Source organism: Rhodococcus sp. AG1013, from assembly GCF_003350365.1.
Taxonomy (GTDB): Bacteria; Actinomycetota; Actinomycetes; order Mycobacteriales; family Mycobacteriaceae; genus Prescottella.
This window is the reverse complement of sequence record NZ_QQAT01000002.1, coordinates 343725-358338: the sequence shown is the minus strand read 5'-3', so window position 1 is coordinate 358338 and position 14614 is coordinate 343725. Positions and strand designations below refer to the sequence as shown.

General features: G+C 68.4%; 5 protein-coding genes. 4 read left to right on the top strand and 1 reads right to left on the bottom strand.

What is annotated here, in order from left to right:
• Positions 1–153 precede the first annotated feature (153 nt).
• The 4 genes from DEU38_RS04160 (at position 154) to DEU38_RS04145 (ending at position 4028) form a co-directional block, all read left to right on the top strand.
• Positions 154–1125, top strand: coding sequence for an ATP-binding cassette domain-containing protein (locus DEU38_RS04160; protein WP_114718993.1), 972 nt, complete (start codon positions 154–156; stop codon positions 1123–1125).
• A complete protein-coding gene (locus tag DEU38_RS04155; protein WP_114718842.1) occupies positions 1122–1985 on the top strand; it encodes an ABC transporter permease in 864 nt (287 codons plus the stop codon). The genes DEU38_RS04160 and DEU38_RS04155 overlap by 4 nt, the downstream gene beginning before the upstream one ends.
• Positions 1982–2869 carry an ABC transporter permease gene (locus tag DEU38_RS04150; RefSeq protein WP_114718841.1) on the top strand — a complete coding sequence of 296 codons (888 nt, stop codon included), beginning with the start codon at positions 1982–1984 and terminating at the stop codon, positions 2867–2869. The genes DEU38_RS04155 and DEU38_RS04150 overlap by 4 nt, the downstream gene beginning before the upstream one ends.
• Positions 2870–3062: 193 nt before the next feature.
• Complete coding sequence (locus tag DEU38_RS04145; protein WP_114718840.1) at positions 3063–4028, top strand: triacylglycerol lipase; 966 nt, start codon at positions 3063–3065, stop codon at positions 4026–4028.
• A 94-nt stretch (positions 4029–4122) separates the two neighbouring features.
• On the opposite strand, the gene DEU38_RS28265 is transcribed toward DEU38_RS04145, so the two are convergent.
• Positions 4123–14614, bottom strand: a 10492-nt coding sequence (locus tag DEU38_RS28265; RefSeq protein WP_181818662.1) for a non-ribosomal peptide synthetase, incomplete at its 5' end; no start/stop codon positions are given.

The window sequence follows — 14614 nt, the reverse complement described above, 5'->3', positions numbered from 1 at the left end:
CGGGACGGCGGTCGGGGCAAACCTCACAGAACGACCCGCGTCACACCGCCGGGTAACATTTGGCGGGAGCGGAGGGATTACACGTCGACGGATGGACGCGTGGACCCTGAGAGTGGTCACCCATCCGAACCCAGGTGAAACAGCGGAGTGTCGATGCCCATATTCCAGGACACAGCGGTGCTGGTCGACGATGTCCACAAATCCTTCGGCGATGTGAAGGCCTTGCGGGGCGTCAGTTTCCAGGCCGAGCGCGGGACTGTCCTGGGCATTCTCGGGCCCAACGGCGCCGGGAAGACCACGACGGTCAAGGTGCTGTCCACGCTCATCCGACCCGACAGCGGCCGCGCGATGGTCGCCGGTCACGACGTGGTCAGTCACGCCGCCGACGTCCGGCGCTCGATCATGATGACCGGCCAGTACGCCGCGCTCGACGAAACGTTGTCGGGCCGCGAGAACATCGAACTGTTCGGCCGGCTGATGGGGCTCGACCGCGCGTCGGCCCGGCAGCGCGCCCAGGCCCTGCTCACCGAGTTCGATCTCCTCGATGCCGGTAAGCGCGCGGTGCGGCACTACTCGGGCGGCATGCGACGCCGTATCGACATCGCCTGCGGTCTGGTGGTCCGCCCCGAGGTGGTGTTCCTCGACGAGCCGACCACCGGGCTCGACCCGCGCAGTCGACAAGGCGTGTGGTCGCTCGTCAGCTCGCTCAAGGCGCAGGGCATCACGGTATTGCTGACCACGCAGTATCTCGAGGAGGCCGACCTGCTCAGCGACAACATAATCGTCATCGATCGCGGCACCGTGATCGCGGAGGGCACCGCCGACCAACTGAAGGCGCGGACCGGCGGCAGCTACTGCGAGATCGTCCCGCTCGATCCGCAGCAACTGCCATGGGCCGTGCACGCGCTCGGCAACCTCGTTCCGATCGAGATCCGGGCCGAGATCTCCGAGGGGAGCGATCGGGTTGCGATTCCGGCGCCCGACGGGGCCGGCACGCTGTCAGAGGCGCTGCGGCGACTCGACGCCGCGGGAATCGAACTGGCCGACATCGCGTTGCGTCGCCCCTCCCTCGACGACGTCTTCCTGTCGTTGACCGGTCACTCCGCACCGGAGAAGCAGCCATGACGACCTCGGCGAAGAGCGCCGCGAATAGTCTCTCGGTGTCCGCGGCGTCGAAACAGGCCGCGCTGAGTGTGCCCGCGAAGAGGATCGGCTCGCACCGACGTCCGGACCCCAACGCATTCCAGCAGTGGATGGCGCTGACCGGCCGCACCCTCAAGACAATGGTGAAGACGGGTGAACTCGCGGTCGCCATCGTTGCACCGCTGATCTTCACCATCGGTTTCTATCTGCCTCTGCGGTTCGTCATGAAACTGCAGGGCATCGACTACGCGCAGTTCCTGATGCCGATCATCGTGTTGCAGGCGATGGCCTTCACCGCGATCTCGGCGTCGCAGCTGGCGTCGGTCGAGGCGCTGCACGGTCTGACGACCAGGCTCAAGACGATGCCGGTGTCGGGTCCGGTTCCCTTGCTGTCCCGCATGACCAGTGCGCTGGTCAGGTCGACGATCGCGCTCGCGGCGGCACTCGCATACGGCTATGCGATCGGGTTCCGGTTCAGTGCGGGATTCGCCCCGGCAGTTCTCTTCTGCGTGATGGCCCTCGCCATCAGCCTCGCCCTGTCACTCGGGGCCGACGCGATCGGCACGCTCTCGAAGTCTCCCGAGGCGACCGCGCAGGCACTCGCCCTTCCGCAGCTGATCCTGGGCATGCTGTCGTGTGGTTTCGTGCCGGAGTCCGGGTTCCCCGAGTGGATCCGGCCGTTCGTCCGAAATCAACCGATCTCCCAGTTCTCCTACGCCATGCGCGACATGGCCGAGGGCGGGCTGTCGGCATCGACGTTGTTCCCCGCAACCGCATGGTGCGTCGGATTGGCCGCGGTGTTCGCACCGCTCGCCTGGTGGGCAAGTATGAGGCGCCAATGAGCGAGCACTCCCAGTCCACCCGGCCAGCCCGGTCCGCCCTGGTCTCGTCCGAACGCAGGGTCGACGAAGGCGGCTTCGACTTCCCGCTCCCCGTGAACGTGTGGGGCGAGAATTCGATGCAGGCGTTGTGGACGCACAGTCTGATCCAGTGCAAGCGACTGCTGACGCGGTGGGCACGCGACCCCTCCACGATGATCCAGGCGCTGCTGTATCCGGCTCTGACACTGATCATGTTCCGAGTCGTCATCGGCAACACCGTGACGGCCGCGACGGGCATGCCCGCCATCTACGGGCAGGTTCCGATGATCATCCTCGTCGGCGCGATGTTCGGCTCGATCGTGAGCGCCGTGGGTCTGCGTGGCGAACGAAAATCGGGTCTGCTGTCGCGGTTCTGGACGCTGCCGATCCACCGCGCCGCCGGCCTCGTCGGCCGCATGATGGCGGAGGCCGTCCGTGTTCTGGTGACGACCGTCGTCATCCTGGCAGTCGGGTTCGCCCTCGGGTTCCGGATGACGCAGGGCTTCCTCCCGAGCATCATGCTGCTGGTGATCCCGGTGATCTTCGGCATGGGCTTCGCAATGATGGTCACCGCGTTGGCCACGGTGGCCGGCGACGCCCCCCTCGTCGAGTTGGTGTCGATCGCCTGCACACTGCTGATGTTCTTCAACTCCGGGTTCGTCCCGGTGATGGCCTATCCGACATGGCTTCAGCCCGTGGTCGCGGCCCAGCCGATGTCGTGTGCAATCGACGCCATGCGTGGTCTCGCGGTCGGCGGCCCCATCCTCGAACCGGTGTTGCAGACGCTGGCATGGTCGTTCGGGATGATGGCCGTGTTCATCTACCCGGCGATCCGCGGCTACCGGCGCGCTGCTGCCACCGGCTGACGTCGAAGACGGGCCCGAAGATCGGGCCGAAGACTAGCCGAAGACGAGCCGAAGACGAGCCGCTGAATCGGTTCTGTCCCGGCGCCTCCGGAACACCCCCGATTGTTCATCCGAATACCAGGGTGAATGCCCTTTTCGTCTGATATCAATTCAGCGAATCACTGCCCGTCCGCAGGTTTACAGGAGCACAAGAATGGCCCTTCGGCAACGCTCGGTGGCGAGAGTCCTCGCCACCACGGCAGCGGTCTTTCTCGGCGCAATGGGGCTTCACCCGGCCGCCGCGACCGCCGAGCCTGCTCCGGGCAGCCTCGTCCTACCGTCGGCGGCCCCCGCCGCGCGCTCGCTGACACCACCCGACGCCGCGCCGGAGGGCGCCAACGACTGGTCGTGCCGCCCGAGCACGCAACACCCCCGGCCGGTGGTCCTGGTGCACGGCACCGGCATGAGCATGCTGCAGAGCTGGAATGTGATCTCGCCGGCGCTGCGGAACGCGGGCTACTGCGTCTACGCACTGAACTACGGCGCCGCGGCGCATTCGTGGGGCACCGGCGACATCCGCGGTTCCGCCCGCGAACTCGCATCGTTCGTGGACACGGTCCGTGCTCGCACCGGATCGGCCCAGGTCGACATCGTCGGCCACTCCCAGGGCGGAACCATGGCGCGCCAGTACCTGCGTTTCGAGGGCGGGGCCGACCAGGTCGATCCGTCGCGCAACACGGTGCGCCACCTCGTGATGCTCGGCCCGACCAATCACGGCACCACGTTCAACGGGATGCAGGACCTCTACTCGGTGTTCACGTCGCTCCGGATCACCGACGAACCGACCAATCAGAAGATCGTCGAGTTCGCATTCGGCCTGGCGTCGTACCAGCAGCTGATCGGATCCGATTTCCTGACCCAGCTCAACACCGGTCGTGAGAGCTTCCCCGGTATCGACTACACGGTGATCGCCTCCCGCAGCGACGACATCGTCACTCCCCCCGAGGGGGCTTTCCTCGCAGCGGATCCGGGAACCTCGGTGCGCAACGAGTGGATCCAGGACACCTGCCCGGGCGCGGCAGTCTCGCATGTGGGCCTACTGAACGACCCCCGCTCGGTCTTCCGGGTGCAGAGCGCCCTCGACCCGACCTACGGGGCGCGCAGCGCGGCGCCCTGCTGACAAGGCCTTCCCCCGCCACATCGAGCAGTGCCGAGAAGTAAGGGCCCCTCCCCGGCCGCGAGGTCCGGGGAGGGGCCCTGTGCGTCGGCCCGCGTCAGGACTGCAGGCGTCGGTTCAGGATCGGGCCGATCACGTCGATCGCCTCGGGGGTCGTCATGTCCCAGTGGGTGACCGGAACCGCCACCACCTCCACCTCACCCTCGACGACCTCGCGCCACACATCGGCGCCGCGGGAACCGTCGAGATCCGCGCTGAAGTAGAGCAGGCTCCCGTCGAACCGGGCGGTCGGCCGGTAGGACGCGGCCACCGCGGAGGCGTGGACCACACCGGAGACGATGCGGTCCATCTGCTCGGCGGTGAAGTCACCGATCGGGGCGAGCATCTCGCGCAGCATCTCCACCGCGGTCTCCTGATCGAGATCGTCCAGGGACCGGGTCTCCCCCGTCTCCGCGACGAGACCGCCGAGCATGTCGGCGAGCGACGGCGCGGGCCCGGCGACGGATGCAGCCGTCTCGTCCGCGACGTGGCTGTCCAGCATCACGAGCGTGCGAACCTCCTCGCCGACAGCGGCCAGTTGCACCGCCATCGCATGCGCGATCGCGCCGCCCATCGACCATCCCAACAAGTGGTACGGACCGTTCGGCTGGATCCGGCGAATCTGGTCGATGTACAGCGCCGCCCAGTCCTCGATCGACGCGGGAAGCTCACCTCCGTCGCCGAGCGCAGGTGACTGCAGCCCGTAGATCGGACGATCCGAATCGACGTTCGCGGCGAGGCCGGCGAAGCCCCACGACAGTCCCGTCACCGGATGGACGCAGAAGAGCGGGCTCTCGTCTCCACGCGACCGCAGCGGGAGAACGACGCCGAGCCCGCGCTCGGTGTCCGGCGTCGAGTAGGTGGCCTCGATCCGGTCGGCGAGTGCCCCCACGGTGGAATCCTCGAACAGCCAGTGCAACTGGGGTTGCGCGCCGAACGCCTTCCGAAGCCTGGCGATCATCCTCACCGCGATCAGCGAGTTGCCGCCGAGGGCGAAGAAGTCGTCGTCCAGACCCACCTGCTCCACACGGAGGACGTCGGCGAACACACCCGCGACGATCTCCTCCACCGGCGTGGCCGGTGCCCGGAACACCGTGGCCTCGAAGGTCGGTTCCGGCAGGGCCAGGCGATCGAGCTTGCCCGACGCACCCAGCGGGAACTCGTCGAGGACCACGAACGCTGCCGGCACCATGTACGACGCCAGCGACGTCGACAGCTCGGATCTCACCGCATCGGTGTCGACCACCGCGTCGACCGCCGGGACCACGTAGGCGACGAGTTGCTCGCTCTTCACCAGGACCACAGCCTGTGCGATGGCCTGCCGGTCGAGAAGCGCCGCCTCGATCTCGCCGAGCTCGATCCGCAGACCGCGCAGTTTCACCTGGAAGTCGGTGCGGCCCAGGTACTCGAGCTCGCCCGAGGCATTCCACTTCACGAGGTCGCCCGTGCGATACATCCGTGCACCGTTGTCCCCGAACGGGTTCGCCACGAATCGCTCCGCGGTGAGGTCACCGCGGCCGAAGTAGCCGCGCGCCACCTGAGCACCCGCCAGGTACAGCTCGCCTGCGACGCCGGCGGAAACCGGTTTCAGACGCGAATCCAACACGTAGGCCCGTGTGTTCCACACCGGCGCACCGATCGGCACACCCGCCACGTCGTCCGTGGTCACGGCGTGACGCGCCGCCTGCACCGTCACCTCGGTCGGGCCGTACAGGTTGTGCACCGCAGCACCACTGACGCGACGGAGCCGCTCCACAGTGCCGGCGGTGAGCGCCTCGCCACCACAGAACACCCGGGTCAACGCGACGGGCCGGCCGTCGAGTTCGTCGGCGACCACCGCCAGCATCGACGGCACGAACTGCACCACCGTCACCGACTGCTCTGCGATCGTCGTCGCCAGGTACACCGGATCACGATGGCCATCCGGTGCGGCGACGATCAGCTGCGCTCCGACCTGCAACGGCCAGAACAACTCCCACACCGACGCATCGAACGTCGCGGGCGTCTTCAGCAGCACCCGATCCGACGAGCTCAACTCGTACTCGGACTGCATCCACCGCAACTGGTTGACGACCGAGCCGTGCGAGACCGCCACGCCCTTCGGCCGACCCGTCGAACCCGACGTGAAGATCACATACGCCACGTTCTCCGAACGCAGCGGAGCGATCCGATCGGTATCGGTGACCGGCGCGTCCGAGAACGTCGACAGGTCCAGTGTGCTCAGGTCCGTGACGTTCGCCAGAGTGGTCGCGAAACCGTCACGAGACGTGGTCAGCACCAACGCGGGTTCGGCCAGCCGGAGAACGTAGTCGTTGCGATCGGCGGGCTGGTCCGGATCCACCGGCACATATCCACCACCCGCGGCGAGCACCGCGTACATGCCGACCAGCAGATCCAGTGAACGACGCATACCGAGGCCGACGAGAACGTCCGGGCCCACACCCTGCGCAATCAACAACCGCGCCAGGCGATGCACCCGGGCCGCGAACTCGCCGTACGACAGCGACTCGCCCGCGCACACCACGGCCACCGCGTCCGGCGTCGATGCGACCTGCGCGTCGAACAACTCGAGCAGCGTGGCGTCCGGCACCGGGTGATCGGTGGAATTCCATTCGACGAGCACCCGATCCCGCTCGGCACCGTCGAGCAGTTCGATCTCACCGACCGGCAGCGACGGGTCTGCCGTCACCGACTCGAGTACCCGCACGAACCTTTCCCCGAACCGGACCATGGTCGGCTCGTCGAACAGGTCCGTCGCATAGCTCAGCTCCACCGACAACGCCGAATCAGCCTGGCCCGGAGCCGTTTCGCTGAGCGTCACCGACAGGTCGAACTTCGCGGAAACGGCGTCGAACGGAAGCTCCGCGATCGACAGCTCGCCGGTACTGATCTGCGCACGCGACATGTTCTGGAACGCGAGCATCACCTGGAACAGCGGGTGGCGCCGCTGCGACCGCTCGGGGTTCAACACCTCGACGAGCCGCTCGAACGGCACATCGGCGTTCCCGAATGCCGCCAGGTCGTTCTCCCGCACCGATGCCAGCAGATCAGCGAACGACCGGCCGCCGTCGACCTCGGTCCGGAGCACGAGCGTGTTGACGAACATGCCCACCAGGTCGTCCAGCGCCCGCTCACCACGACCGGCGACCGGCGTGCCGATCGCGATGTCGGAGGTGCCGCTCAGTCGAGCCAGCAACACCGACAACGCGGCGTGGACCACCATGAACGGCGTCGTGCCGCAGCGCCGTGCCAACTCGGTCACCCCGCGATGCAGACCGGCACCGATCTCGAAGCGGTGCAAGCGACCCGCACCGGACGCCACCGCTGGACGTGGACGGTCCGTCGGCAGATCCAACTGCTCGGGCAGACCCGACAGCGCCGTCTCCCAGTAGTCGACCTGACGCGAGATGATCGACTCCGGGTCGTCCTCGGAACCGAGGACCTCACGCTGCCACAGCGCGTAGTCCGCGTACTGAACCTCGAGCGGCGCCCACGCCGGTACGTCACCCGTAGAGCGGGCGAGGTACGCGGACACCACATCTCGGGTGAGGGGTCCGAGTGACCAGCCGTCCGCGCTGATGTGATGGATGACGAACACGAGCACGTGGTCAACCGGGGACAGCGCGAACAGGCGAACCCGCAGCGGGACCTCGCTCGTCACGTCGAAGCCGGTGGACACCAGTTCGGTCACGGCGGCCAGGACCTGCGCGTCCTCGATCGCAACGGGCGCGAGGTCGAGATCCACCTGCGACGGGGACAGGACCTGCTGGTAGGCAACACCGTCCTGCCCGGGGAACACGGTTCGCAGCGCCTCGTGCCGGGCGACGACGTCCCGCACCGCATGCTGCAGCGCCGGCAGGTCCAACGAACCCGACAGCCGCACCGCGACCGGAATGTTGTTGACGGCGGATGCCGGATCGAACTGGTTCAGGAACCACATCCGCTGCTGCGCCAGTGACAGCGGAATCCGCTCCGGCCGCGGGGAAGCCGTGAGCGGCCGACGGGTTCGATCCTGGGTCAGCGAACCCACCGCCGCCGCGAGGCGCTCGACGGTCGACGCCTCGAACATCACGCGCACGGGCACCCGGGTGTCGAGGGCGGAGCCCAGCCGGGACACCACCTGGGTTGCGATCAGCGAGTTGCCGCCCAGTTCGAAGAAGTCGTCGTCGAGACCGACGCGGTCGACACCGAGGACCTCGGACAGCACGATCGCCACGGTCTGTTCGATCGGGGTGACCGGTGCCCGGAACTGCCGGGCCTCGAGAACCGGTGCCGGCAGCGCCTTGCGGTCGATCTTGCCGTTGAGGTTGAGCGGCAGCGCCTCGAGTCCGACGAAGGCGGAGGGCACCATGTACGACGGGAGTGACTGCGACAGTTCCGATTCGAGCGCAGCAGCATCCAAGGTCGCGAAGTCCGTCGGGACCACGTAGGCCACGAGCCGGTCACCCACCCGGGCGTCGGCCCACACCGTGACCGCCGCGTCCTTCACGCGGTCCGACGACCGCAGCGCGGCCTCGATCTCACCCAGCTCGATGCGGAAGCCGCGCACCTTGACCTGGAAGTCGGCTCGTCCCACGTAGTCGAGCGTGCCGTCGGTGCGCCACGCGACGACGTCGCCGGTGCGGTACATCCGCTCCCCCGCCGGCCCGTACGGGTCGGCGACGAAACGGTCGGCCGTCAGCGCCGGACGGCCGAAGTAGCCTCGGGCCAATTGCGCACCGGCGAGGTACAGCTCGCCGGGCACACCGACCGGGACGGGGCGGAGCCGATCGTCGAGGACGAGCAGGCGCGTGTTCCATTCCGGGCCGCCGATGGGCACCGCGGATCCGTCGGTGTCCTCGACGCGCTGCGCCGTGACCGACACCGCGGCCTCGGTGGGACCGTAGAGGTTGAACAGGTCTGCGGTTCCCGCGGATGCGAAGCGCGCCGCGGTGTCGGCAGGCAGCACCTCACCGATCGCGAGGACCCGGCGCAGCGACTCGGGAAGCCGGTCCCCGGATTCGACGAGCAGCGCCTGCAACATCGACGGCACGACGTGCAGCGTGGTGACGGACTCGCTGCGCATCAGTGCGTTGAGATAGCCGGGATCGCGGTGGCCGTCTGCCGTGGCGACGACGAGCCGTCCGCCGGACGTCAGCGCGGACCAGAACTCCCACACCGACAGGTCGAACGTGGCCGCGGTCTTGAGCAGCGCGGCGTCCGACGAGTCGAGACCGTACTCGGCACGCTTCCATTCGAGCTGGTTGACGATCGCGGCGTGGCTGACGGCGACACCCTTCGGCCGTCCCGTCGAACCGGACGTGAAGATTACGTACGCGGTGTTGGTCGGTCGCAGCGGCGACGTGCGCTCGTCACCGACGATCGGGCCTGCGTCGAACTCTGCGCCGTCGAACGTGTCGACGTGCAGCACCGGGATGTGCGCGGCGACCTCGACACCCTCTCGGGTGGTGGACAGCACGCAGGCGGGCTGCGCCGTGTCGAGAATGTAGGCCGTGCGGTCCGCGGGATGGTCCGGATCGATCGGTACGTACGCGCCACCGGCCTTCGCGACGGCGTACATGCCGACGAGCAGCTCCACCGACCGCCGCATCGCCAGCGCGACACGAGATTCCGGTCCGACGCCCATCTCGATGAGACGGCGGGCCAGGCGGTTCACCCGTGCGTCGAACTCCGCGTACGAGAGTCGTTCGGCCGCAGCCACGATCGCCGGCGCGTCCGGAGCATCGGCGACCTGCGTGTCGAAGAGATCGACCAACGTGAGGTCCGCACCGACAGGACGCTGCGTCGTGTTCCACCGTCCGAGCACCTGCTCACGCTCGTCGGTGTCGATCATTTCGAGGTCACCGACCGGCGCCGACGAATTCGTGACCACGGCCCGAAGGATGCGCGCATACATTTGCGCGAAACGCCGGGCGGTGGTCTCGGTGAACAGATCGGTCGCGTACGTGAACTGGACGGTGAAGTCCGCCGGGTTCCCGTCCTCGTCGGTGCTGTCGACGATGGTCACGTGCAGGTCGAACTTTGCGAGATCGGAGTCGATCTCGAGCGGCGCGATCTCGAGATCGGGCAGGGCGAGCGACCCGATCCGCATGTTCTGGAACGAGAATCCGACCTGGAACAGCGGATGCCTGGCCGTGGACCGGACCGGGTTGAGGACCTCCACCAGCAGCTCGAACGGCAGGTCGTCGTGAGCGTATGCGTCCAGATCCGAGCCGCGCACCCGCGCCAACAGATCCACGAAGGTCTCCGCGGGATCCACCTGGACCCGCAGTGCCAGCGTGTTGACGAACATGCCGATGAGATCGTCGAGAGCGGCATCGCCGCGGCCTGCGATCGGGGTGCCGACCACGATGTCCTGCGACCGCGACAGTCGTGCGAGGAGCACCGCGAGCGCGGCATGCATGACCATGAACGAGCTGGCGTTGTGTGCCCGCCCGAGCTCGACGAGGCCGCGGTGGGTCTGTGCGTCGACCTCGGCGCCGACCGTCGCGCCGGCATACGTCTGCTGCGCGGGCCGCGGATGATCCGTCGGGAGATCGAGCTGATCGGGAATGCCGGCGAGGCGACCGCGCCAGAATGCGATCTGCTGGGCGATGACGGACGTCGGGTCGTCCTCGTCACCGAGCGAATCATGCTGCCACAGAGCGTAGTCCGCGTACTGGATGTCCAGCGGCGCCCAGGTCGGGGCCGTCGCCGCCGACCGCGCGGTGTAGGCCGTCATCACGTCGCGGATCAGCGGACCCATCGAGACGCCGTCGGCAGAGATGTGGTGCACCACGACGACGAGCACGTACTCGGACGGAGACAACTCGAACAGCCGGATGCGCAGGGGCACCTCGGCGGTGACATCGAAACTGGTCGATGCGATCGCGACCACGCGGTCACGCACGTCGTCGGCGGTGACCCGCTCGGGACCGAAGTCCCACCCCGACAGCGCCTCCTCGACCGGGAGCACCACCTGATAGCCGACGCCGGCCTCCTCCGGGTACCGGGTACGCAGCGATTCGTGCCGGCTCACCACGTCCACGACCGCCGAACGCAGCGCATCGACGTTCAGGTTGCCGGACAGGCGGACCGCCGTGGGGATGTTGTCGGCCGCCGATCCGGGCTCGAGCCGGTTGAGGAACCACATACGCCGCTGCGCGAGGGAGAGCGGGATGCGGTCGGGCCGAGGCTGCGGCGAGAGAGCCTTGCGGCCGCCGCCGGACTGCGAACCCAGTCGGGCGGCGAGGGTCTCCACCGTCGAGGCCTCGAACAGTTCCCGCACCGGTACACGGGTCTCGAGCACCGCACCGAGACGTGACACCAACTGCGTGGCGACGAGCGAGTTGCCGCCGAGGTCGAAGAAGTCGTCGTCGAGCCCGACCGGATGGACGCCGAGGACGTCGGCGAAGGCGTCCGCGACGAGCACCTGCGCACGGGTCACCGGCGCGCGGAATGCCTTGGCCTCGAAGACCGGTTCCGGCAGCGCCTGCCGGTCCAACTTGCCCACCGCGGTCAACGGAACCTCGTCGAGGATGACGATGGACGCCGGGACCATGTACGACGGCAACAGCGATTCCACGTGCCGCGTCATCGTGTCGGTGTCGACACCGTCGTCTGCGAGGACGTAGGACACGAGCGCCGTCTGCCCGGAAGGCATCCGATGCCCGACGGTGGTCGCGAACGACACGCCCGGGCAGTCGGTGAGCGCCGAGTCGATCTCGCCGAGTTCGATGCGGAACCCGCGTACCTTGACCTGGAAGTCGGACCGGCCGACGTACTCGATCGACAGGTCGGTGGCATCCCCCGTCGCTCCGCTCGCCGAGACACCCCCCGTCGCTCCGCTCGCCGAGACACCCCCCGTCGCTCCGCTCGCCGATGCGGTCCACCGCACGACGTCGCCGGTGCGGTACATCCGCTCACCGGCCTCCCCGAACGGGTTCGCGACGAAGCGGTCCGCCGTGAGCGCCGGACGGCCGTGGTAGCCGCGCGCGAGAGCACCGCCCGACAGATAGAGCTCACCCGCGACACCCACCGGGACGGGCCGCAGTCGGGTGTCGAGGATCAGCGCCCCGACCCCGGGTACCGGTCCGCCGACCGTGATCGGCTTGCCCGCGAACAGCTCGCCACGGGTCGACACGATCGTCGTCTCGGTGGGCCCGTATGCGTTGAAGAACTGCCGATCCGGCGCCCAGCGTCCCACCAGTTCCGTGGTCGACGCGTCACCGCCGACCGACAGCAGGCGCAGGTCGTCGAGACCCGCGGGGTCCATCGATCCGAGCACGGCCGGGGTGATGATCGAGGCGGTCACACGGCGCTGCGCCAGGAGCGCGTGCAGTTCCTCGCCGCCGAGTATCGACGGCGGAACCACCACCAGCTCCGCGCCGGCAGCAGCGGCCAGCGCCCATTCGAACACCGACGGATCGAAGCTGGGCGAGCAGATGTGCAGCACGCGATCGGAGGCATCCACGTCGTACAGCTCGACGGACTGATCCACCAGGCCGGACAGCCCGCGGTGCGTCACGACGACGCCCTTCGGTTTGCCCGTCGATCCGGACGTGTAGATCACGTAGGCGGTGTGGTCCAGGCGCAGCGGACTCGTCCGGTCGGTGTCGCCGACGGGCGTCACCGCGCGGCCGGCGTCGGCCGCCGCGCGCTCGAGCTCACCCAGCGACCACCACGAGACGGCCTCGGGCAGGTCGTCGATTGCGTCCGCCGCCGCGATACCCAGTGCGGCAGCGGAGTCGGTGACCATGTGCTCGATGCGATCGTCGGGGTACGTCGGGTCCACCGGGACGAAGGCGGCGCCGGTCTTCGCGACGGCCCACACGCACAGCACCATCTCCCACGAACGCGGGAACGACAGCGCGACGACGCTCTCCGGACCGAGCCCGCGGGCGATCAGTTCACGGGCCAGCGCGCTCGACCGCTCGTCGAGGTCGCGATAGGTGAGCGTCGTGTCACCGCAACTCAGTGCGGGTGCCGCCGGGTTCGTGTCCACGTGGCGCCCGAGGATCTCGGTCAACGTCTCGCGGCAGGCCACGTCCGGTCCCGCGACGCGGGTCAGGGTGTCGAGTTCCGACGCGTCGAGCAGGATCGCGTCGCCCACTGCGGCCGACGGATCCGCGACCACCGATTCGAGCACCGCGCGGAAACGCCTGCCGACGGCCTGAATGGTCGGCTCGTCGAACAGGTCTGTCGCATAGGTCATCTCGACGGACAGGTCGGCGACCGTCACCTGCAGGTCGAACTTCGCGAGGGCGATGTCGAAGTCGACACCGGAGACCGTCAGTCCGGGCAGTTCGAGGGACTGCCGGGCCACCCCGCTCTGGAAGGCCAGTGCCACCTGGAACAGCGGGTGACGTGCCTGAGACCGCTCCGGGTCGAGGATCTCCACGAGCCGCTCGAACGGCACATCGGCGCGCTCGAACGCTGCCAGATCGGCGGATCGGACCTGCGCGAGGAGGTCGGCGAACGACTGTCCCCCGTCGACCTCGGTGCGTAGGACCAGCGTGTTGACGAACATGCCGATGAGGTCGTCCAGGGCCGCCTCGCCGCGGCCCGCGACCGGCGTGCCGACGGCAATGTCGGAGGTGCCGCCGAGCCGGGACAGCAGCACCGCGAGCGCGGCGTGGACCACCATGAACGGGGTCGCACCGTGCGCGCGGGCCACGCTGTCGATGCCGGCCTGCAGCTCGGCGCCGATCGAGAACCGATGCGTGGCACCGCTGTTGGAGGCCACTGCGGGTCGAGGTCGGTCCGACGGCAGATCGAGCTGGTCGGGCAGACCGGCCAGGGCCGTCTTCCAGTACTCGACCTGCTGCGAGATCACGGCGCCCGGATCGTCCTCGGAGCCGAGTACCTCACGCTGCCACAGCGCGTAGTCGGCGTACTGCACGTCGAGCGGAGCCCAACTCGGTGCCTGCCCCGCCGCGCGCGCCGCGTAGGCCGTCATCACGTCCCGGGTGAGCGGGCCCATCGACACGCCGTCCGATGCGATGTGGTGCAGCACCAGGACAAGAACGTGCTCGGTCGACGACAGGGCGAAAACCCGTGCACGGACCGGGAGTTCGGTGGTCAGGTCGAAGCCCGCCAGTGCCCAATCCTCGATCCGCGCGACGAGTGCGTCGTCGGTGAGCGGTTCGATCCCGAGGCCGAAGTCCACCTCGTCGGCGGACAGGATCGACTGGTGGCCCACCCCGTCCGTGTCGGGGAACACCGTGCGCAGCGACTCGTGCCGCGCCAGGACGTCCCGCACCGCTGCCTGCAGGGCCTCGGTGTCCAGCTCGCCGGACAGCCGGATCGCGAGCGGAATGTTGTTGACGGCGGACTCGGGATCGAGCCGGTTCAGGAACCACATGCGCTGCTGCGCGAGCGAGAGTGGGATCCGCTCGGGGCGCGGCCGCGCGGTGAGCGGGCGGCGTGAACCCGAACCCGTCAGCGCGGCAACGTGCGCGGCAAGCGCACCGACCGTCGACGCCTCGAACAGGGTCCGCACGGGCACCTGCGCATCGAGCGCGACACCCAGCCGCGACACCACCTGCGTACCCAGCAGCGAATTGCCACCG

Coding starts and splice junctions, on each gene's coding strand:
- DEU38_RS04160 (WP_114718993.1), top strand. CDS start 154: ATGCCCATATTCCAGGACACAGCGGTGCTGGTCGACGATGTCCACAAA.
- DEU38_RS04150 (WP_114718841.1), top strand. CDS start 1,982: ATGAGCGAGCACTCCCAGTCCACCCGGCCAGCCCGGTCCGCCCTGGTC.
- DEU38_RS04145 (WP_114718840.1), top strand. CDS start 3,063: ATGGCCCTTCGGCAACGCTCGGTGGCGAGAGTCCTCGCCACCACGGCA.
- DEU38_RS04155 (WP_114718842.1), top strand. CDS start 1,122: ATGACGACCTCGGCGAAGAGCGCCGCGAATAGTCTCTCGGTGTCCGCG.